At 54.1% G+C, this 21,914-nt stretch carries 18 protein-coding genes, 1 tRNA gene and 1 riboswitch; of the genes, 7 read left to right on the top strand and 12 right to left on the bottom strand.

What is annotated here, in order from left to right:
- Positions 1–33: 33 nt before the first annotated feature.
- On the top strand, positions 34–1,224 hold the full coding sequence (locus Q4G72_RS04450; protein WP_303310228.1) for a class I SAM-dependent methyltransferase: 1,191 nt from the start codon (positions 34–36) through the stop codon (positions 1,222–1,224).
- 134 nt (positions 1,225–1,358) lie between these two features.
- Here Q4G72_RS04450 and Q4G72_RS04445 read toward each other — a convergent pair whose 3' ends face one another.
- Complete coding sequence (locus Q4G72_RS04445) at positions 1,359–1,958, bottom strand: DNA-3-methyladenine glycosylase (RefSeq protein ID WP_303310227.1); 600 nt, start codon at positions 1,956–1,958, stop codon at positions 1,359–1,361.
- Positions 1,959–2,052: 94 nt separating this feature from the next.
- Positions 2,053–2,280: riboswitch (cobalamin riboswitch) on the top strand.
- A gap of 158 nt (positions 2,281–2,438) precedes the next feature.
- Here Q4G72_RS04445 and Q4G72_RS04440 point away from each other — a divergent pair.
- Entirely contained in the window at positions 2,439–4,382 is a 1,944-nt protein-coding gene (locus tag Q4G72_RS04440) for a TonB-dependent receptor (RefSeq protein WP_303310226.1), read from the top strand.
- A gap of 27 nt (positions 4,383–4,409) precedes the next feature.
- On the top strand, positions 4,410–5,495 hold the full coding sequence (locus Q4G72_RS04435; RefSeq protein WP_303310225.1) for a YncE family protein: 1,086 nt from the start codon (positions 4,410–4,412) through the stop codon (positions 5,493–5,495).
- A 76-nt stretch (positions 5,496–5,571) separates the two neighbouring features.
- Here Q4G72_RS04435 and Q4G72_RS04430 read toward each other — a convergent pair whose 3' ends face one another.
- Positions 5,572–5,844, bottom strand: coding sequence for a hypothetical protein (locus Q4G72_RS04430; RefSeq protein ID WP_303310224.1), 273 nt, complete (start codon positions 5,842–5,844; stop codon positions 5,572–5,574).
- A gap of 581 nt (positions 5,845–6,425) precedes the next feature.
- Between Q4G72_RS04430 and Q4G72_RS04425 the strand changes: the two genes are divergently transcribed.
- Together Q4G72_RS04425 and Q4G72_RS04420 are read left to right on the top strand one after the other, a co-directional pair.
- On the top strand, positions 6,426–6,998 hold the full coding sequence (locus tag Q4G72_RS04425; protein ID WP_121235863.1) for an AraC family transcriptional regulator: 573 nt from the start codon (positions 6,426–6,428) through the stop codon (positions 6,996–6,998).
- 105 nt (positions 6,999–7,103) lie between these two features.
- Complete coding sequence (locus Q4G72_RS04420; RefSeq protein WP_303310223.1) at positions 7,104–8,603, top strand: hypothetical protein; 1,500 nt, start codon at positions 7,104–7,106, stop codon at positions 8,601–8,603.
- Between the two features lie 10 nt (positions 8,604–8,613).
- On the opposite strand, the gene Q4G72_RS04415 is transcribed toward Q4G72_RS04420, so the two are convergent.
- Positions 8,614–9,015: a hypothetical protein gene (locus Q4G72_RS04415; RefSeq protein ID WP_303310222.1), complete on the bottom strand. Its 402-nt coding sequence runs from the start codon at positions 9,013–9,015 to the stop codon at positions 8,614–8,616.
- Between the two features lie 104 nt (positions 9,016–9,119).
- On the opposite strand from Q4G72_RS04415, the gene Q4G72_RS04410 reads away from it, so the two are divergent.
- The gene (locus Q4G72_RS04410) at positions 9,120–11,315 is read left to right on the top strand and encodes a B12-binding domain-containing radical SAM protein (protein ID WP_303310221.1); all 2,196 of its coding nucleotides are present in this window, start codon (positions 9,120–9,122) and stop codon (positions 11,313–11,315) included.
- Positions 11,316–11,325: 10 nt separating this feature from the next.
- On the opposite strand, the gene Q4G72_RS04405 is transcribed toward Q4G72_RS04410, so the two are convergent.
- The 3 genes from Q4G72_RS04405 to Q4G72_RS04395 form a co-directional block, all read right to left on the bottom strand.
- The gene (locus tag Q4G72_RS04405; RefSeq protein WP_303310220.1) at positions 11,326–12,441 is read right to left on the bottom strand and encodes an alpha/beta hydrolase family protein; all 1,116 of its coding nucleotides are present in this window, start codon (positions 12,439–12,441) and stop codon (positions 11,326–11,328) included.
- 61 nt (positions 12,442–12,502) lie between these two features.
- Positions 12,503–13,039: a GNAT family N-acetyltransferase gene (locus Q4G72_RS04400; protein ID WP_303310219.1), complete on the bottom strand. Its 537-nt coding sequence runs from the start codon at positions 13,037–13,039 to the stop codon at positions 12,503–12,505.
- Positions 13,040–13,069: 30 nt separating this feature from the next.
- Positions 13,070–13,354: a hypothetical protein gene (locus Q4G72_RS04395; RefSeq protein WP_303310218.1), complete on the bottom strand. Its 285-nt coding sequence runs from the start codon at positions 13,352–13,354 to the stop codon at positions 13,070–13,072.
- A 180-nt stretch (positions 13,355–13,534) separates the two neighbouring features.
- On the opposite strand from Q4G72_RS04395, the gene Q4G72_RS04390 reads away from it, so the two are divergent.
- A tRNA-Gly gene (locus Q4G72_RS04390) sits at positions 13,535–13,607 on the top strand.
- Positions 13,608–13,949: 342 nt separating this feature from the next.
- Here the strand turns inward: Q4G72_RS04390 and Q4G72_RS04385 are convergent.
- The 6 genes from Q4G72_RS04385 to Q4G72_RS04365 all read right to left on the bottom strand — a co-directional run bounded on the left by Q4G72_RS04385 (position 13,950) and on the right by Q4G72_RS04365 (position 21,754).
- The gene (locus Q4G72_RS04385) at positions 13,950–14,507 is read right to left on the bottom strand and encodes a hypothetical protein (RefSeq protein WP_303310217.1); all 558 of its coding nucleotides are present in this window, start codon (positions 14,505–14,507) and stop codon (positions 13,950–13,952) included.
- Positions 14,491–15,765 carry an ATP-binding protein gene (locus tag Q4G72_RS04380; protein WP_303310216.1) on the bottom strand — a complete coding sequence of 425 codons (1,275 nt, stop codon included), beginning with the start codon at positions 15,763–15,765 and terminating at the stop codon, positions 14,491–14,493. Before Q4G72_RS04380 ends, Q4G72_RS04385 begins: the two co-directional genes overlap by 17 nt.
- Positions 15,766–16,139: 374 nt before the next feature.
- Complete coding sequence (locus tag Q4G72_RS17875; RefSeq protein ID WP_368408970.1) at positions 16,140–16,322, bottom strand: DDE-type integrase/transposase/recombinase; 183 nt, start codon at positions 16,320–16,322, stop codon at positions 16,140–16,142.
- The gene (locus Q4G72_RS04375) at positions 16,323–16,466 is read right to left on the bottom strand and encodes a hypothetical protein (RefSeq protein ID WP_303310215.1); all 144 of its coding nucleotides are present in this window, start codon (positions 16,464–16,466) and stop codon (positions 16,323–16,325) included.
- A 183-nt stretch (positions 16,467–16,649) separates the two neighbouring features.
- Entirely contained in the window at positions 16,650–19,949 is a 3,300-nt protein-coding gene (locus tag Q4G72_RS04370) for a hypothetical protein (protein ID WP_303310214.1), read from the bottom strand.
- 41 nt (positions 19,950–19,990) lie between these two features.
- Positions 19,991–21,754: a hypothetical protein gene (locus tag Q4G72_RS04365; RefSeq protein ID WP_303310213.1), complete on the bottom strand. Its 1,764-nt coding sequence runs from the start codon at positions 21,752–21,754 to the stop codon at positions 19,991–19,993.
- Between the last annotated feature and the right edge of the window lie 160 nt (positions 21,755–21,914).

Here is a 21,914-nt window from a genome sequence, read left to right as displayed (position 1 = left end):
GATGGGCTTTTTTCTGTATGTTAGTCCTGATTTATGGAATATCCGCTGCCTGAAGCGGCGCGTCAATACGTAGCCGACCACCTGCACGAGGACCCCGCCAAGCTGGCTTTGCAGGCCCGCCGCTACCCGGGCTTGCCAGTACCAGAACTGGTACGCCAGATACAGGCCCGCCAGAAAGCGCGCACCAAGCTCCCGGCCTGGGCCGCCAACCCTGATTTAATTTTCCCACCGGCTCTTTCTGTAGAGCAAGCCTCTTCTGACCGCACGGCCGCGTTTAAAGCCAGCCTGGTGAGTGGTGCATCCCTCTTAGCCGACCTGACCGGGGGCTTTGGCGTTGACAGCAGTTTTTTTGCCGGCCAGGTAGAGGAAGTCCATTACGTAGAGCGCAACCCGGAGCTGGTAGCGGTGGTGGAGTATAATCTGCAACAGTTGGGCATTCATAATGTGGTGTGTCACGCCGATGATGCCGTTGCCTTTCTCAAGCATACAGAGCAGCACTTCGACTGGCTTTATCTGGACCCTGCCCGGCGGGATACGGCCGCCCGCAAGATTTTCCGCCTGCAGGATTGTGAGCCGGATATTCTGCGCCTCATGCCCCTGCTACTGCATAAAGCCGACCGGGTGCTACTGAAAACCTCTCCCATGCTGGATATTGAGCAAGCTTTGGAAGAGTTGGCACATGTACGCCGCTTGTGGGTAGTGGCGGTGGATAATGAGTGTAAGGAGGTACTGTATGAGTTAGGGCAGAAGCCCGCCGTTGATCCGGAGCGCTTTACAGTTAACCTGCGCCGCGACGGCACCCAGCAGGAATTCCGCCTGAACCGCGCCCGGGAGGCCCGCGCCATTCCGCGCTACGCGGAGCCCCAGCAGTATTTGTACGAGCCTAACAGCGCCATTCTAAAGGCCGGTGGGTTCCGCAGTATCGGTACGGCGTTTGAGTTGCTGAAGCTGCATCAGCACAGCCACCTCTACACGTCCGATACGCTCCGGGCCGACTTCCCCGGCCGCATTTTCCGCATTCGGGCAGCTGAGCGCTACGACCGGGATGCCTTGCGTGCCCACTTAGGCCCGGAGTTACGGGCCCATGTCACGACCCGCAACTTCCCCGACTCGGTAGCTGATTTCCGCCACCGCACTGGTATTCGGGAGGGTGGAGAATTGTATCTTTTTGCCACTACTGATTTGCGCGGCCGTTTGATGGTGTTGGTGTGTGAGAAGCTGTAAGCGAGAATAGCGCTTCAAAAATTATCATCCTGACGCAGCCAGGACCTTATCATGCTAAAACAACTGTCGCCACAACGACTTTGGCTGGAGTGATAAGGTCCTGCCTGCGTCAGGATGATAGTTATAGTGGATGCCTACTTAGCCGGGCTGGTCCAGGGGCTGTCTTTCAGGCGAAAGCGCCAGGGCAGCGCGGCATCTTCACCAGCATAGTCAATACCCACGCGAGGGGAGGCAATAAGCTGATTAGGCGGAATTAGTTCGCCTTTGTCTTCCAGCCAGATATCCGGACCAGATAAGTCGGTGCCGTAATGCTTGGTGCCGATACCCAGCGCCTGTGAAAGCAGCCCGGGGCCACCGGTGAGGTTACGAGCCGACGCACTTAGCCCTCTACGGAGTAGCATTTCCTCTACGCCTACCAGTGGTTCCAGCCCTCGAATCAGGACGGCATCGGCTTTCCCGGCTTCATTGGTAATGATATTAAACAGGGTGTAGCGACCATAAATTAAGTAAGCATAGGCCACGCCGCCGGCCTCATACATAATGCGGGTGCGGGCCGTGTACCGGCCCATATGCGAGTGGCAGGCCTGGTCGTTGATATGAGCATAGGCTTCTGTTTCTACAATGCGGCCGCCAGTCAGCACCCCATCAAACCGCGTAAACAGATATTTGCCGATTAGTTCGCGGGCAATCTGTACTACATCAGGGCGGCGGTAGAAGGAAGCGGGGATTTTCATATGTAAGAAACAATCAGCAACGGAGGAACAAAGGCCCTGTACGTAAGCCACCCCGCTTGCTGTTGGTTATTGCGCCGTTAAAGCTTAAATGCTTTACCTTTGTCCCAGTAGAGGTGGCCAGACCCCGATTGTGGGGCGCGGCTGAAAAGGGAATTCGGTTAAAATCCGAAGCTGTCCCCGCAACTGTACGCTTCATATAACCAGGCACGCCAATCCCCCGGCCACTGTTTCGCAGAAGGTTTTTTCACTGGAAAAACCGGAGAGATGGGAAGGCGGCGTGCCCGAAGCAAGCCAGGAGACCTGCCCCTACGCATCCCAAGTTCAGCGCCTGCGGAGGAAGGGCGGAGAATGAATGCAGTGGCTGTCTGGAAGGGCAGTCTTTTACCCTGTTTTCGGCCTCGGCTTCGTGGCGCGCTGCTTTCGGCAGCTATCCTAGAAGTTCTGAACTGAATTTTCAGCTTTGAAAATTTGGTTCATCGAATGCGTACCGGTGCTTTTCACATTTTATGGCTGGTACTGGCGGCCTGGGCTCTGCCTTTACCCGCTTCTGCCCAGCTACCCGCAGGAGTAGAACCTACCGATACTGCCCGGCTTTTGCCTGCGGTTCGGGTAGAAGCTACCCGCCCGGAGCGGTTTGCCGTGGGCAGCCGTCTGCAGGTGCAGGACTCTGCCGCTCTGGCCCAATACCGGGGCCAGACCCTGGCCGAAGCACTAGGGGCACAAACAGCCATTTACCTGAAGAATTACGGGCCGGGCCAGTTGGCCTCCATGACTATGCGCGGCACCTCGGCGCGGCATACCGCCGTGCTATGGAATGGGCTCAATATTAATCTACCTACGTTAGGCGAAGCAGATTTTGCTCTCCTGCCCACTACGGGCGCAACGCAGGTAACCGTTCAGCATGGCCCGGCCGGGGCCACCTACGGCACTGGTGCTATGGGTGGCACCGTACTACTGGCCAGCCCGGTGCGGTGGGGTGCTGGCTTGCAAGCCAGTGCCCAGCTGGATTATGGTAGCTATAGCTTATGGGCACCCAGCGTAGAAGGCAGCTTTAGCAACCAGCAGGTTGCTGTGCGGGTAGCGGGGTCAGCCCGCACGGCCCGCAATGATTTCCCTTATAATTCGCCGGAGCTACAGGGCATGGTATCCCGCCGCCAGCAGAACGCCGATTTTACGCAGTGGAGTTTAAGCAATGATATAACCCTGCGTACCGGTCAGCGTGGGGAGGTGATGATGGCAGCCTGGCTGACTGATACGGATCGTGCCATACAGCCCGCTATAGGAGCAGGGAACAACCACGCCCGGGAGCGGGACCAAAGCCGCCGTATTCTAACTGGCTACCGCCACATAGCGGCCCGACAGGAATCGGTAGTGCGGGTAGCGTGGTTTGAAGACATCCTGAACTATCAGGCAACTGGTATTAGCAGCAAATCACGGGTGCGCACGGCTCAGCTGCAAGGGCAGCACACCATTACCATTGCCCCCAGGGCCAGCATTCAGGTAGGTGCCGAAGTCCAGCATTTCGGAGCAGTTGTAGACGGCTATGCCCGGCCGGTGGAGGAAAACCGCTTCAGCGCTTTCACCCTGGTGCGCTATGACCCACATTCCCGCCTCCATCTTACGGCCAACCTGCGCCAGGCAGTACTGCCGGGCCGAAAATCACCCTTAGCTCCTACGCTGGGCACGGAATGGCAGGCGGGCGTATGGACTCATCAACAACTGACAGTAAAAGCCTCCGCCTCGCGCAGCTACCGGGCACCTACACTGAATGAGCGATACTGGCGGCCGGGCGGCAACCCCAACCTACTCCCGGAACAGGGCTTTGGCTATGAAGGCGGGCTGCAGCATACCTGGCAGCTCGCTCCCCGGCTGAGGGTGCAATCAGAAGTAACCGTGTATCGGCAGGTAATAGATAACTGGGTGCAATGGCTGCCGGCAGCGGATGGAGGTTATTATGCGCCGCGCAATCTGCGTACCGTGCGGGTTTGGGGCCAGGAGGCCAGTACCCAGCTTACCTGGAAAACCACCCAATACCGGCTGCAGGCGCAGGCAGCCTACGCATACACCCGCTCGGAGAAAGTGCGGGGCTACGCCGACGACGTGGACCCCACCTACCGGCAACTCCCCTATGTGCCCCAGCATACCGTGGTCCTTACTACCAGCCAGAATTGGCGGGCCTGGCAACTGGGTACCACCACCACCTTCACCGGATTCCGCTACACCGATTCCGGAAGCCAAGAGTTTCTTCCCTCTTACTTTCTACTGAATACCTCGCTGGGTTACACGCTCAGGGCCCAGCAGAACTGGTCCCTTACGCTGCTGGCCCAAGGCTATAATCTGACAAATACTCACTACCGCAGCTATGCGGCCCAGGCTATGCCGCCCCACAATGGGCAGCTCAGCCTACGGGTGGCGTGGCGCTAACCCTGCTTTTCCTAACCTATCTTCCCAATGTTCACTCCTCCCCGCTTTCCTGCATTCCTGATCCGCACAGCCCTAGCCCTAACCAGCCTGGCGGCCCTTACGGCCTGCGACCCGGAAAATGACACGCCTGACCCTACGCGCCTGGCTGACGTCTTCATTCTTAATGAAGGCAGTTATAATAAAGCCAATGCCGGTATCAGCACCTTCAACAGCACCAACCGCCAGATGCTGGACGTAAACCGCTTTCAGACGGCCAATAACCGGCCGCTGGGAGATGTAGCGCAGTCTATGACGGTAGTGGGCAGCCGCGGCTACATTGTGGTGAATAACAGTAACAAGCTGGAGGTAGTCTCCATGCCCGATTTAAAGCAGGTTGCCACTATTACGGGCTTGCTGCTGCCACGGTATTTTGTGGCAGCCACGGCTGATAAGGGGTATGTAACGGAATGGGTAGACTATGGTGTAGCGGGCCGCGTGGCCGTCATCGACCTGAAAACCAACACTATTCTACAAACTATTCCGACGGGCACCATGCCGGAAGCCATGCTGCTGGTGGGCAGCAAGCTGTACGTGGCCAACAATGGGGAAAATACGCTGACCATCATCAATACCCTCACCGATGCTGTGGAGTCAACGGTGACGGTGGGCGACTCGCCTACCAGCCTGGTGCAGGACCGCGCCGGCCGGGTTTGGGTGTTGAACAGTGGCTTGGTGGTTTATAACCCCGACTACACCATAGACTATGAGCATACCACAGCTGGCTCGCTCGTGGACTTTGCCCCGCAGAACCCAATGGTGCAGAACCGCCGCCTGTTTGCCTCAAACCAGGCGCGGCCTCAGAAGCTGATGATTGATTTTAGTGGTATTACGCTGTATTACAGCAACGGCACGGCGGTGTTTCGCATGAACACCACGGATGCCGCTTTGCCCGCTACTCCCATCATCCGGCGCCGCTTTTATGGGCTGGGGCTGGATCCGCGCGACAATACGGTATACGGTACTCCGGAGAATTTCAGCGGGCCGACTAAGTTCATTCGCTACCAGAGCACCGGCACCCCCATAGATTCGTTTGCAGTGGGCATAGGCGCCAATAGCTTCGTGTTTTACCGCTAGTAGCGGAAGCTCTTCATACAAAAAGCCCTTCCATAGCTTCTTATGGAAGGGCTTTTTGTATGAAGAGCTTGCTTCATTAATCGGCAATACCATCGTTATTACGGTCTTTGGCCTCACCGGCCTGGTCATAAATTTCCTTGCCCGTGAGGCGACGGGTAGTGTCCTGGGTGGTGCCAGTGGTAGAAGTACCGGATGAAGTGGGGTTTACTTCCGTAGGGTCGTGGCTTTTATCTACGCCGCGCTCCACGTTTGTGTCGCCGGTGCTGTTGCCCGTGCCGCAGGCAACCAGCGTGAAGGCAAAGAGGGCCGCGCCCGCAACGGTGCGCATAGTAGGGAGAGAGAGAATCATAGGGCGAAATGGTAAAGCAAGTTGTGAGACAAGCAAGTATAGCTCCTCCTACGGCTGCCTCTTTGCGGGGTTTACGCCGTGGCTGCCGCTGCCAGGGCCTGGAGTCTTTGTCCACCCATGAATTGCTGCTATGGCCGCCGCTTTGCAAGAGCTCAACTCGAAGAGGTGAAACTTGGCTTTCGCAAATTTGGTATATTTGCTTTATGCCGAAGCGCCGCTCCTCTTCCCCATCGATCCGCCTTGCTTCCCCCCTGTTGCGCCATACGGCACTGGTAGCTGTTATAAGCCTATTCTTAGCAATACTGCTGATAGCCTATGTTTTCGGTTTCCATAATGAGTTCTTCTTCAGAACTTCTGCTGCTTTTTTCGTACTTTTCTGTCTGTTGGCCGTAACGTTCCTCGTTGTCGTGCCATTCGTCAATTGGGCTGCCAGCAACTGGTTTGGTGCGGGCTGGCAGGAAACCCCAATTGTACCTACACGCCGTAGCCGCCCTACTGTTGCCGCCGCCCCGCGGAAACAAACACCCAGCCGTTCGCGGCTGGCTCCTTGATTCATTAACGCCCAACTTACCTTCTACACTGTGAAAACAACCCGCTTGCACATCAAGAATATGGTTTGCCCACGTTGCGTTAGTGCCGTGCGCCACCTCCTGGAGCAGGCTGGCTACCGGCCGGCTCAGGTAACACTCGGAGAAGCAGTATTGGCAAAAGACACGCCAGCCGACCCCAAAGAAGTAGCCCCGCTGCTTCGTGAGGCTGGCTTCGATGTATTAATGGATCGGGCGGAGCAGCTTACGGAACAAATTAAAACCGCTTTGGCCGAGTACCTGGAGCACTTACGCACGGCGCGCATGCCCCTCACCACCTCCGCCTTTCTGACGGACCGCTTTGCTGCTACTTATTCCCATCTGAGCAAGGTGTTTTCGCGCACGGCTAATCTCACCATTGAGAAGTATCTGATTCGCATGAAGATTGAGCGGGTGAAGGAGCTGCTCAGCTATGGCGAACTGACCCTGGGTGAAATTGCCGAGCAGATGCGCTACAGCAGTGGCCAGCACCTGAGCAATCAGTTCCGCCAGGTGACCGGCCGCTCCGTTAGCGAGTTCCGCCGCGACCTGATGCCCAAGCGCATGGCCCTGGATAAAATAGCTTAACTGCCCCGCAAGCCATAGTATCGTACTTACACCGCCGGAATTCTGTATAACCGGCACCCCCCATTCAGGGTATTAGAGGTAACTCCTCTGATACCCTGATTTTTTATGGCCTACCACCTTCCTTTTGCCTTTGGCCTGTTTCTTTTGCTTAACGCCTTTCCTGGCTATGCCCAGCACGAGCAGCATCAGATAAAGCAGCCTGCTGCTATGGATACTATCCGGCACCCGGCTGCTACCATGGACCATAGCCAGCACCACATGCCCGGCATGGCCCCCACCGATACCGCCCGGCCCGTAGCCCCCATGAACCATGCCGGCCATGATATGAGTGCCATGCAGAGCATGGACCACGGCACCACGAATATGGGCTCGATGCCGCATGCCTACTCGCGCCAGCTGCCCATGAGCCGCAACGGCTCCGGTACCGCCTGGAACCCCGACCAAACCCCCATGTACATGTGGATGAGTCACCACGGCAAATGGATGGTGATGAACCACGGGGCTATTTACCTGCGCTACACCAACCAGAACATGGGGCGCGATGGTAAACAGCGCGGCGGCAGCACCTTTGATGCAAGCAACTGGTTTATGACCATGGCCCAGCGGGAGGTAGGCGAAAAAGGCCTCCTGAACCTGACGGCCATGTTCTCCCTTGACCCTATCACAGAAGGAGGCAATGGCTACCCGCTGTTATTTCAGAGTGGTGAAGCTTACCAGGGTAAGCCGCTGGTAGACCGCCAGCACCCCCACGATTTATTCTCAGCGCTCAGCATTGGTTACACGCACGCCTTTTCCGAGGATGTAGACCTGACCGCCTACGTGGGTTACCCCGGAGAGCCGGCTATTGGCCCAGTGGCTTTCATGCACCGCATCTCGGCCATGCCCAATGCCGATGCGGCCCTGGGCCACCACTGGCAGGATGCGACGCACATCACTTTTGGCGTAGCCACGCTGGGCCTGCGCTACAAGCAGTTCAAGCTGGAAGGCTCCAACTTCACCGGCCGGGAACCCGACGAACACCGCTACAACTTCGACAAACCCCGCGCCGATTCCTGGGCCGGCCGCCTGAACTGGAACCCCACCAGCAACCTGGCCCTGCAGGTAAGCCGGGCCTTTCTAAAACAGCCGGAAGTGTTGCACCCCAATGAGGACGTGAAACGCACCACGGCTTCCATTATTCAGAGCAACCAATGGGGCAATGGCCGCTATATAGCCTCGGCGCTGGTATGGGGCATGAACCGGAATATTTCTGATGAGCACACGCACACCTCCCACTCCGTATTGGCCGAAACCAATGTGCAGTTGGGTAAGCCGGCGGTGTATGGGCGTTATGAGTTTGTGCAGAAATCGGCTGAGGAACTGCAGACAGAAACCAGTATTCTCTATCCTAATGATTCAGATAAAGGACCGTTCAATATTCATGCGCTTACGCTAGGTGGCACGTACCGCCTTGTACAGCTGGCCAAAACGGACTTAACACTGGGCGCACAGGCAACAGTCTATCGTCCGCAGGAAATAATTCAGCCTCTGTATGGCAAAACGCCCGTTTCGGCGCAGGTATATCTGCGCCTGAATCCTTCGCTGATGCAGATGGGCAAAATGTAGCCGCTTCTGCTTATTCCGGATTGTGGTCGTAACAGTAATCAGAATGATACATGGCCGCTGAGCCACAATCCTGGTGGGAGCAGTTGCGGCGCGTGGGGCGGAACTGTGGGTAAGGGCGGCTGACATCAGTGGGCCGCTCCCGTAAGCGGGCCAGGTGGGCGCGGGTGCGTTGCTCCCGGATGCGGCTGGCCAGTTCCCGCGGGCTGTCCTCGCCAAAAATCAGGCGCGAAGACTGGGAGCGGTATTGGTGAATAAAGGCTAGTGCCTCGGCTATTTCTTCGGCCTCGGGCGTATGGCCGTAGGCAAAATGTATCTGCACCTTGCGGCAAAACTCCTGCACATAGGCCGCCTGCCGCGGCCAGGAGCCGCGGGCCAGGTACATACCAATACGTTGCAGGGCGCCGGCGCTCATACGGGAGAAAAACAAGTCAGGAGTTACAGAGGGGAAAGCAGCGCTTTACCCGGATAGCCAAACAGCCATTGTATCTTTGCGGTTCGTTTTGCTTTCGTGTTGCCGTGTCTACCTCGCCCCATATCCTGCTCATTACACCGCCGCTTACGCAGCTGAACACGCCGTATCCGGCTACTGCCTATATAAAGGGCTTTTTAGGTGGGCGCGGCTACTCCGTAACGCAGGCAGATCTGGGGCTGGAATTAGTGCTGAAGCTGTTTTCGAAAGCGGGTCTTATGCGGGTAATCACAGAAATTGAAGCCGGCCACTACCAGCTGAGCGACAATGCCCGCCGGATGCTGCGTTTGAAACAAAGCTACTTAAGCACCATTGGGCCGGTTATCCGCTTCCTGCAAAACAAGGATAATACGCTGGCGCCCCGTATTTGCCACTCCCGCTTTTTACCCGAAGCCAGCCGCTTCGATAACGTGGCCGATCTGGAAACCGCCTTTGGTACCATGGGCCTCACCGATCAGGCCCGTCACCTGGCTACGCTTTACCTGGAAGACCTCGCCGACCTGATTAAAGAAACGGTGGGCCCGCAGTTCGGCTTTTCGCGCTACGCCGAGAAGCTGGCTATGTCGGCTACCACGTTTGATGCTCTGCACGAAGCGCTGCAAGCCGCGCCCAATCTGCTGGACCAGATGCTACTGGAGCTGCTGGACGAGTTGATGACCCGCGTGCAGCCCGAGGTAGTAGGCTTTTCCGTTCCCTTCCCCGGCAACCTTTACGGAGCGCTCCGGCTGGCGGGCCGCATCAAACAAATCAGCCCGGCCACTAAAACCCTGATGGGCGGCGGCTACCCCAATACCGAGCTACGCACCTTACAGGAGCCCCGCTTTTTCGACTATATCGATTACCTGACGCTGGACGATGGCGAAGGTCCCTGGTTGCGGTTGCTTGAGTATGTACAGGGTAACCTTCCACAGGCCCAGCTACAGCGCACCTTCCTCCGCACCGAAGCCAAGCAAGTAGCGTACATCAACTACCCGCACCCCGATATCCCTCATGCCGAAGTAGGCACGCCGGATTATTCTGATTTGCCCCTGACGGAATATCTTTCCGTTATTGAAGTGCTGAACCCCATGCACCGGCTGTGGAGCGACGGGCGCTGGAATAAACTAACTGTGGCGCACGGCTGCTACTGGAAGCGTTGCTCTTTCTGTGACGTAACGCTGGACTATATCTCGCGCTACGAAACCGCGCCCAGTACCCTGCTGGTAGGCCGCATCGAGCAGATTATTGCGCAAACCGGACAAACCGGCTTCCACTTTGTAGACGAAGCAGCTCCGCCCCTGGCCCTGCGAGACCTGGCCATTGAGTTGCTGAAGCGGCGCGTTACCATCACCTGGTGGGGCAACATTCGCTTCGAGAAAACTTTCACCCCTGACCTGTGCCGTCTGCTGGCGGCCTCCGGCTGCATTGCCGTAAGCGGAGGGCTGGAAGTAGCTTCTGACCGACTATTGGCTCTTATGGAAAAAGGCGTCACCATTGCCCAGGTAGCCCGCGTCACAGATGGCTTCACGCAGGCTGGCATTATGGTACACGCTTACCTCATGTATGGCTTCCCAACGGAAACCACCCAGGAAACTGTGGACAGCTTGGAAGTAGTGCGCCAACTTTTTGCGGCGGGTATTGTGCAAAGTGGCTACTGGCACCGCTTTTCCATGACGGCCCACTCGCCCGTGGGCAAGAACCCGGAAAAGTATCAGGTAGCCCCCATCGGCCCGGAGCCCGGCCCCTTCGCCTGGAACGACCTGTGGCACGACGACCCTACCGGCACCGACCACGAAGCCTTTGGGCCGGGGCTGGCCAAAGCCTTGTACAACTACCTGCACGGTGTGGCTCTGAATGAGCCGCTGAGCTTTTGGTTCGATTTTAAAACGCCCCGACCTACGGTGCCGCGCCACCTTATTCAGCAGGCGTTACAGGAACCGGGCAAACCGGATTCTGCCCGCCCCAATAACCGACTTTTCTGGCTGGGTAATGCTCCTGAGCTACGTCTGGAAACTGGGAAAAAAGGCCAGCAGGCGGTACTCACTTTTTTTGAGCAAGCAGAAGATTTCGAAGTAAAAGTACCCGCCGCTGTGGGTACGTGGCTTCAGGAACTGCTAACCCGCCTGGCCACGGATTATGACACTAAAATTCTGCTGAAAGACGCAGCCCAAAGCTTCCCAGCCGATAGTGGCCAGAAGTGGGAACAGTGCCTGCAGAGTGCCAGCTGGCAGCTGTTACGCGAAAAGGGCCTGCTGATATTATAAACTCCAGCCTTTACTTGCTTAGACGCTGCTGCAGCCATTGCTCCACATCTTCTACGTAGCCAGCGGCAAAGTGCGGCCAGCTCCATAGACCTGCCGTACTGGTACTGCCCGGCAGCAGGAAATAAGCATTAGCATTGGGATATACATGTACCGCATTTCCGCGCCCGTACCCGATGGCCGTGCGCATACGGCGCGCACTCTGGCGGACATCCACCGATGGGTCGGCGCCGGCATATAGGGCCATTGCCGGAATACGCTGGCGAGTCAGGGCTTTATATGGCTGAGCTTCCCCCGCATTGCTCAGCGGTACGGCTTCCAGAATAACCGCTACGGGGCGTTGTTGCTCAATACCATGCACTACCTGGGCGGCGGCGGTACCACGCACCCACAGAGCTACCCGGGCCGTATCGATGTGTGGCGTGGTGCGCAAGCGGGTAAAAGCGGCCTGTACCCATTGACGCGCGGAGGAATCAGTAGGCGCTAATTTGGAGGCGGAAGGGGAAAGCAGCAAGGAGGCCATGCCTTTACGCGCCAACCAGGCAGCACGTGCCGGGCCACCAGCAGTAGTAGCCGAATCGGGCATGACAATGATAACGGGATGCCGGGACACAGTGTCCTCAGGCAAATAAAGCGTAGCAACCTGGATCTGGCTGCCGGCTTTCAGGCGTACGGCCTGCTCTTGATATTGTCGGGGAGCAGCCGGACCACGGCGGACCCAAACAAACTCGGCGCGCAGGCTGTCCAGCAGGAAAGCGCCGCGTAGAAAGTCGCCCTCCCGAATAGCATTTACCGTTACTTGCCCCGGGAAACCACCCCGTTGCTCAAACTGGAGCTGTGGCTCCTTGTAACGCACGTTATTAATCGGCACTTCCATACCCGGCACTGCCGGAAACGACAACTCGGCCTGTAACTTACCGGGCGTTACTTCGCGCAGATCCAGCACAGCCCGCAATTCGGTACCCTGAATAGTAACAGGCCCCTCAAAGTGGCCGGTAGGCAGCGGCAAAGCCGGTTTGCTGGATTTCCCGGAACAGGCCGCCAACAGCAGGCAGCCCATAGCCAATGCCCGCCCCTGGACACCCCAGGATAACAGACGGGAGGAAAAGACTAAGCCATTTGCGGGCACAGGGAAGAGAAAAAAGGAAAAGAATACGGCAAATGTAAGGCTTGCGCGCTAGTCAACGCCTTTACAGTCCCTTGCGCAGAATCAGGTCAGTCTGGATATCGGTTCCTACCTGAAATGGGTGCTCCCCAATGACTTTAAAGCCAAACCGCTGATAAAACTCAATGGCCCGCTCGTTTTTTTCCCAAACTCCCAACACCACACTCCGGCATTTCTGCGTGCGGGCCTCTTCTATAGCGCGGCGCATGAGAGAAGCACCCAAACCGGTACCAATCCAATCTTCGCGCACATACAGGCGCTCTATTTCCAGCCGGTCGGTGGGAGATTTGCCTTCGGCGAGGCCCAGTTCCGAACCAATAAGAAGTTTAGCGTAGCCTACAGGTTCCTGCTGCATGTGGGCCAGCAGAAATATAATGGCGGGGTCCTGTAATTCTGCCATTTGCTGCTCGGGGCCGAAATTGGCTTCCAGGTAAGCGGCCATATCCTCGGGACGGTTGTCAGCGGCGAAGGTTTCCTGAAAGGTTTGGCGGCCTAGTTCAGCCAGTTGAACCGCCACGGCAGCGGTGCGCTTGGCCACCACAATACGTAAGGGTGAAGACATAGGAAAAGACGCGCCGAAACGCGGAAGGAATCAGGAAATGGAATGGTCGCCGGGCTCATCGGAGATTCGGGCGTCGCGGCGCATCCGTCGCCCGTAGCGAATAATAATGATGAAAGCGGCAAATGTAGCCAGCGTAAGCAGCCAATCCTGCAGCGGTACCAGCGGCACAGTTTGCTCAGGCAAAAGCCCGCTACCTGGCAGCATGCCACTCAGATAGAGCTGAGTCACCGTTCGTACCAGCATCAGAGCAGCTCCAATACTGCCCAGAATAATCAGTAATAACCCGGAAAGGCGCCGTCCGGCAGGAGTAGCCATAGCAGAAGGATTTTGGTGCAATAAACAGCTTTTGATTCACAACAGCTGTTCTGGTGAGGTCTCCTTTACTACGAAATTCCAGAAGGCCAGGTCTGAATTCCTGAATAGCCCAAATGTAAGTCCCCTACCTACCCAGGTTGCATATTGGTTTTGCCTGTGTATTTTTGCCTACCACACCCCGCGAGAGTAGCTCAGTTGGTAGAGCATCAGCTTCCCAAGCTGAGGGTCGCGAGTTCGAGCCTCGTTTCTCGCTCATTAATAATCAGCCACTTACCTACCTAGGCAAGTGGCTGATTTGCTTTTGGGTTATACTTTAGGTTATACATCTCCATAGCTCTCCACATTATTACTCCTGTATTCCAAGTCGTTTGCCTACGTGTAATACTCGAGTTTCTGCAATGATAAGTATGCGTGGCATACCTACATTTGATTCTAACTACTTCTGCTGTAATGTATGATTGCCAGCTTTCTGGGGCTTAATTTCAATCCAGATCATGCTGATGTTTTAGAGTGGCAGGAACCTATAAGCTTGAGCAGGTCCACATCCTTATGAATTACTTGTACATTGAAGCCTAAGCGCACTCCTGATCAATCTTCACACTAATGGCTCAAGTTTGATCATCGCTTGCGTTCTAAGTACTATACCAGCTTCCTTGAAAAAGGAGTTAGCACTTTGAATCCGGGATTCATTAAACCGTGGATGCGCTTTATTAACACTATAGGCCATCCGGCGCTTATAAATCGTTAGATCGTAGGAATCTGCAAAAACTTTGATAGTAGCTTCTAATTGACCTATTGATGACTCTAGCCAACTACGCCGCTTCTCTTTTAACTCCACAAAAATAATACTGTCTTCATACAGCAACATCCCATCACAACGGCTTGCTTCTTCTAAGCTACCATCTGTCAGGGGAACGGGTTTGTAAATAGTGATACAATCATCAATTCCTTTGAACGTTACTTCGTACCGAGGAGCGTTATCAACTGTCGCTATCCATTTATTTGGATTGCTAGTATCAAGGTAGGCCCGACTCTTAAGCGTTCCTGCTACATGTGGGTCGTCACACAAACCGAACTCAGCAGCATTAGTTACATCATCTGAGAGAGATCCGTCAGCACATCGGGTGGTAAAAAAATCAACCTTGTTGGGCATACTGCTCTATCTCTAATAAGTCGGAAAAGCGGGCATTGGTCGCTCCTAGAGCTTCATTCAAGTCGTTGTCGTCGGAGGGCAGTCCATCATACATTGGCAGGAGCGAAATCTTGCCTGTTTCGGATAGTTCATACACGACTACATCCTCAGCTATAACCGCCGCATTATCGGGCACTATTTCTGCCAGTCTGCGTTGGAGCTTATCGTTTTGTTTTGAAATATTAATTACTCTTTTAACCTCATGAGCTTTGATAGCTAGCGTGAGGTAATTAATAATGTATGGGCTATGGGTAGTCAAAACCAATTCATTCCCTGGGGTTGCATTAGCAAATTCCAGCAGTTGATATAGTATTACCTGCTGTGATTTTGGAAACAGATTTTGCTCAGGCTCCTCCACTATATTAAAAAACACTTCATTTCGAAATTGGGAAGATAATGCTTCCAAAGCTTGTTGCTGCACCTCGAGTGACAGCTTATCATCGGCTAATATTTGGGCAATACGTACACGCAATTTTTGAAGAACCTCTCCACTTAATTCACTCCGGGAAGCATCGTGTTCCCGGGAAATCGAGCCTGCCAGATAGCGAGAAACTAGTAGAAGTGGTACAAAGGATTGAAAACCGCTCGATGCCTCTGATAACCGAAGTCGATAGGGAACGTTCCCGGCAGTTTGTCCTACAAGTCGGGAAATCTTGTTCGATTTATCAAACGTGAACCGAACATTACCAATTGGCAGCAGAAAATCCGCTGGTAATTCCCGTTGTGCCTGACGTAATTCTTCCCAAAAAGTAACCAAAGACTTAGGTAGCCCTTTCAATTTATCTGGTTCGTCTACAGCACTCAGGAAATTACGTTCAGCTGGCACATACATTATTTGAGGCACTTTGTATTCTGGCGTTTTCATTCCTGATAAACGAAGAATCTCATATACTTCCAGCTTCCGATCTCGATAAATAAGCGTATATGCCCGTCCTCTATATTCTATTACCGTATCGTCACGGAAGTAGTTTTTCAGATTCTGATACGCACAATATTCTTTAACGAATCTATTGTATTTCGTCACATAATCCTGCGTCACTCGTCCTTGAAACAACGCCTTCTCCAGCCAGCTCATCGTAGAAAATAGCTTCGCTACGCTACTCTTGCCGCTGCCTTGGTTGCCGATGAATACCGTTACCTTACGAAAATCCATAAACCCATCGTTCTCAGTGAAACCGGTGGTAATAGGACCAAAGTTTTTTACTTTTAGCTTGCTCATGTTCATGCAGAAGTAGTTAGCTCAAAGGTAGCTCAACATCAGGAGTAACTTTTGTCATTGACGCCACTCGCTCCAATATCCGCCGGTACACCTTGCCCGACAAATATTGAGGTGGTCTAGTTAACCCGGACAGAGTTGCGACTTAGTTTGGAGTTGGGTTTCGAAGAAGTTGGGCGTTTGATATCCGAGGGACGAGTGCCGCCGTTCGGCGTTCGGCGTTGTAGTAGGCAATATAGTGGCTAATTCCTACGCGCGTTTCTTCTAGGGCGGGGAAGCTGCCGCCATCGAGTAATTCGGTTTCAGCCGACTCCGAAACGATTCGGCGTGGGCGTTGTCGTAGCAGTTGCTCCGCCGGCTCATGCTCGGCAAAGCCCCTAGTGATCCAGTAAGTTCTTAAACCGGGTAGCGGTGTACTGACTGCCTTGGTCCGAATGGACGATCAGGCCCGCGGCGGTCTGGCGCACGGCTAGCGCTTGGTGGAGGGCCTCGCTAACCAGATCCTCAGGCATGGTTTCGCGTAACTCGCATCCCTCTACCTTGCGTGAGCAGCGGTCCAGCTAGGTGGCTAAATAGAGCCAGCCACCGCCCTGTTTAGGCAAGTAAGTGATGTCCCCACTCAGACTCGGTTTGGAGCAGTGCTGGCCCAGCAAGCGGTTCGGGACGTCCCAGAGGGCCAGATACGAATCGGTTGTGCGGGGCATGTTCTAGGCCGTGCAACTACGGGCAACGGGCCAAGCCAATGACAACATTGTAAAAGTCCTGCAGCTGTAGCAGGAGGCAGACCGGCTTATTCAGGGTGCGGGCAGGATAGGCCGTGAAGGGGCTTAATAGGACCAACTGTTGCAAAATCAGTTACTCAAAAAGTATCTGCCGGTTTTTTAGCATTAGCTGCCCCATCTCCCGCTACGCATCATGGCTTGTAGAGTAAGAATCGGTGGCTCTGTGACACCTTCTGGAATCACCGGCTCATCGTGTAAAGCTATGCCAGCGCAGTCAGGGTCATTAAGACCTACTTGCCATGCTTCACGAACGAAGACTTTGCGTTTGAGGATACCCAACTCCTGAAAATAAAGCGGCTCAGTCGTGGGACTTGTAAATACACCAGGAATAAGCACATAGGCACCTGCTTGTTGAAAATGCGCCATAAAAGGGTCAATGTTGTTTGTGGTGGGTTTGTCCATCACGTGCACCCGGTGCGTCGTTATCAGACGTTTCTCTCGCTGCTTCGGGGAAAGGGCATCTATGTTGGTGCCCACAATTGCTCTGTATGCTAACGGATTGTTGCGGTCGTAGCGCCGAATTAAGGAGATTCGCAACTTATCCTCGGTGTCTTCCCATCCCATTTCTTTGCGCCATAGTTCAAAGATTTTCAAGCCCGCGTCTTTATCTGAAAACAGTAAACACAGCACAGGATATGGAAGTGATGGCGAACCACCAAACCCTACTCCTACCCAACCCGCCCGGTCCCAAAGGGCATGGCGCAGGAGTGAGCTGATTTCAATTTCATCGTGTGCCACAGCTGCATCCGGTTTTGCATCCTTAATTGGAGCAGCAGGTTTTGGGGTAGCCGTAGCGGTTGGCCTACTTTCAAACCATGCCCTTGTGCGCTTAGCAGGGTACTCGCGACCGGTAGAGACGGCCCAATGCGAAATGCGATATTTGGGTTCGTCACCCAGCACATTAGTTGTAGCGATAAAGGAGTTAGAAAAATCGATTGCACGCGACATAGCCAACTCGTCGCGGAATAACACGGCCATCTGCTCTTCTATACCACTTCGCATCACTACGCTGGCCAACATGGTGAACAACAGTTGGGTGAGTGCTTCTTTGAATTCGGTTTGAGCTTGCGGCGTTGCAAAATGTGTGTTAAGCTGACCGCAACGAATGCGAATATGTGGCCGACCCTCGCGCTCTTCGTGCTCTATCACAAACGGCTCAGTTACCAATGAGTCCCGTTGCACATCAATGGTCAGCACTGGTTCCATTAAGACAATAGCCGTTGAGATGCTAGTAGCTAGGAAACTCTCAAAGCCTGCTAACAAAGACTCCGCTAAGAGAATAGCTGCCAAATCATTTACGGCGGTTACTTCCAACCGGCAGCCCATTACAGTGCTACTCAGGTGCACTATCTCGCCTTCGTAGTAAGAAGGAAAAGTAGGCAAATCAGTGTTAGCCGGCTGGTCGAGCCACTTTTCAAAAAAGACAGCAATATTTTCTGGTTGCTCCGAAAACGGGCCTTCTTTCAAAATCTCGTCTTCATAGCCTAGCACGTACAGCACTGCCAACGATGAATTGAAAAGTCCAAGAGTATCGAGCTTATCCGGAAGTTGATGCAGCAACGGCAAATCGTGGGCGGCGGTTTTCAGCAGTAATAAGCCCAACACGAGGTCAAACTCCTGCTGCTCCTCCTCGAAGTTTTCAAGCACATAGTTTTTGTCCCGAAGTATGTTGCCTACTACGAGATACGACTCGAACCAAGACAAGGCAAATGCTACCCTACCTAACTGCAGTTCCAGCCAACTAAGCCGCTTGTAAGATGCGTATTGAGCCGGCGTAATTTCGCCGTAGCGCCAATGCTCGTCCGTAGCAATAGAAGCTGACACCAGCATAGAGTTACGCGCTGCCCAGTGAAGATTTAACTTATCATAGGCCACGCCGCACACGGCCAAAGCCTTCACTGCCTCACGCCGGCTTTCATGCTTGTACAGCTTGCCCAGTGCCTTGCCGAAATTTTTTATCGCCTCTGCCGGCTTACCACCGTCGCATTGCTGCACGCCACGTTCCACCAGCATGGTAGCACCAGCCACTTCGCTTTTTCTTATTGAGCTAATCTCGACTAATTCATCAAACAATGAATCATATGCTGGCAGATCAACCACCAGTTTGCCAAGGGTAGTTATCACGTCCACTAGCGGGTCGAGTACAAATCCTACAAGCCCGGCGCTTTGCCGCACAACTGCTCGCATTTTTACTAATACCGCGTCCAAGCCTGGCCAGTCCGCGTCGCTTATGTGTTGTAATAACTCAATTAATAGTAAATGTGATCGGGCTTGTAGCGACGTGCTGGGTCGGCTCACCTCATGGCTAAGCCGCGTCAACTCTGTCACGAGCAGTTCTGTTCTACGAGCAACTTCTCCCGGTTCGGCGTTGATGTCTTTGTGACGAACTGCCGTTTGGTAAATAGACCACAAGTTTTGCAAGCGCTCCAAGTCAAATACATTGCGGGTGCCAGCCACTGCCTTCTCCAGCTTACTGTACAGCTCTTCAAACAAGAGCAGGTCTTCATGCCACCAATAGGCTGTCCAAGCTCTTTGGTATAAACAAGTAATGACCTGTTGCTCTGTTCCGTATTTGGCCGCTAGGCGACTAGCGCGAGCAAAAAGCCCGTCCGTTTCATCGGTTGCTCGTTCCAATTGGCGGGCTAGGATGGCCGCTTCTAAGCATTCATCTACCAGTGCCGACGAGTACTGCTGCTGACTAATGGCTTCGCGGATGCGAGTCTGCATCTCCTCCAATTCAACAAGACGCTGCGCATCCTGAGGGCCCGGCTGCACCTGTTGGTGCACCGGTACAGCCATACGAAGAGTTTCGATTGCCAATGTCTCGTGCCGATTCTCAAACACTTTGTCCAGCAGCCATGTTCGGTCAAAAATGTGCACTTTCACTTGATGCTTCTTCGCCAAAGCATCTTCTACTTCTGCTCGCTCCTTGTCGCGGATGTAGCGGCTGCTGAAAAAGAAAACAGTGGTATAACCGCGATCCGTGGTGATGATTTTGGCTACGTCTGACTGCACTTTCGGGCGCCAGTCCTTTTTTGCGCTGATGGCAAAAGCCCACCGCTCACTAGCCGCTTCCCTGCCAATGCCCGAGTACCACGCTTCAGCTAGCGCATCCGCCACCGGATAAGTTTCAGAATCTACTTTGCTGTCGCCGCCGCCAGTAGGGCCGGTGTGGGGCATCAGGTTGGGGCATATTTCGCGTTCGGCCAACCGGCGGCAAAAGGTCTCGAAATCGTTTTCCTGCCCCCGGTTAGTCAGTGTATCTAAGTGGTACTCCAACAATGAACGGTCTAACTGCTGCCGCTCGGTTGGCACCGAATCCGAGAACTGCTCGGGTCGACGCCCTCGCAAGAAATCCTTGGGGGAATACTCTTTAGAAGATTTCGGCTGCTTAGAATCGGACATATCAAAACGTTTTATATGCTTACACCAAGCGAAAAATACGCTTATGACGCGATTTGTCCTTCAGCACTAAGCACTTTAGCTATCTGGTAAATGGCCCCCGTGCATGCAGCTAAAAGTTGGTAGCCCTGCCACACGAAAGGCAATGTTTCATCGATGTTTACAAGTGCCAGCGCATCCTTGGTTTTGCTGCTTGGAAGGTGCGCATCGGCAAGCCGCAATTCGTAAGTACCGACTAAGGGCGTCAACAACGCACGCGCCTTTTCGGGGCCAACCCTTTGAGCCAATAACTTCTCTAATGATTTCAATGACCCCCACTTTTCCCCTTTTGGCGGGGGCGTGTGCTGGTGCAATGCACCAATATTGAGGCTGTCGGCTGTGAGGCGAGCAACGTCCTTGGCCAGTTCATACAGGCCTTCCTCAGTGGTTGCCCGAAAACGGTGAACCTTGCCAATCAAGTCTGTGGAGATTTCATGCTCACGGAATAATACCCCCTGGTAATGCTGTTCAAATAGCTTATTAAGGAGTTCTATTCCCTTACCAAAGAAGGCTTCGGGCGCTTGAGTATCCGCCGGAATGGCTTGCATCTGCACGGTGTGCAGCTCAGGCGAAATCCCGCCGTCAGGCCCAATACTATTACCGGCCCACAGTTGCTGTTGCCAATCGGGCAGGTTACCGATGTCTTTAGCAAAGACATTAACCAGACCTAGTTTATTGAGACCGAAATCTACATTGTAGCCCGGCGAACAGCTCACGCGGCCGGTTTCACGTGTGTACCACATCAGTGCTCCACCCCGGCGGTGTACCAAATCCATTATCACTTGCGGCCGGAACCAAAGCCAACGGCTGCCCTGATCCAGGGTGTCACGGCTTTCGCGCTGGCCCGACGCGTCGGTGATGAAGAAGCTGGTGGCGGGCACATCGTCTTCCCGTACACGGGGGCTTGCACTGGCAGGCTCTAGCCATTCATCACGCCATAGCTCTCCCCATACCCGAAATAGCTTGCGGCCCTGTGCGGTACTCTGCCAGGAATCTAAGACCACCTCGTCGTCATCTGGCAAGCCGTAGGCTGGCACTTCGTCTTCCAAGTCCACTTCTTTACGCCCGACGTGAATAAAGGCGGTGCCTGCTCCAAACTGCATTCCACCTTCATTTATTTCCTGAATCTGGCCTTCCCACCGCTGGTCAGCTTCCTCCTCAACAGTTGGATTAGCTTGCCAGACAATCCCATTGGTATCTGCCTTTACTTCGTAGCGGCTGCGATAAGAGCTGACATATAACCCCATTTCGCGGGCGCACAGGTAGTCCCGTAAGTACTCAGCTTTTATTTCCAGCAAGCAAGGTTCGCCATTGTCTCCCCGTTGCAACCGGGCCACTTCGGTGTAGCCTTCCGTCGGACACACCCATATGTCGCCTTCGCGCTGCAAATGCAGCGCAAGCACAAGGTCTTGGTGCAAATGCCATTGGTTGCGCTCAGCGTGGTTGAGGTGTTGTTTCAGCACCAGCCGGAGCCCAAGCAACAACCCATTGTTGTCGGCGTGGGTGTCAGCTTGTACGTAGCGGCCCTCATGAATCCATGGTATATGGTCCGGCCCAGAGCCAACTCGGTTCCAGCCCAAGGCCATTGCTTCTGCTTTTCGGGCCAGAGGCACAGCTAGAGAACCGGCGCCGAAGTATTCTTCTACTTGTCCTAGGTGCCCATGTTCTCCTTTCGCTAGCACGTCCTGTGAGGCTTGTAGCGGAATCCAGACTGACGTATTGAGTTTCCGCTTGCGCACATCGCGCATTTCAAACCATTGCAGTTCCATGTCTTATTATATTGCTATTAACGTGTTTCACGCCCACGCGCTACCAAAACTATTAGTTTAATAGTACAGACCAGCTTGTCACAGGCTCAACTTAGAGATTAGAATAAATTATGATAAGTCTGAGTTATTAGACCTCATCTTCTTTTCACTTAGATTCCGA

The organism is Hymenobacter sp. BT730 (assembly GCF_030542105.1).
GTDB lineage: Bacteria > Bacteroidota > Bacteroidia > Cytophagales > Hymenobacteraceae > Hymenobacter.
This window is presented reverse-complemented; position numbering and strand designations above follow the sequence as displayed.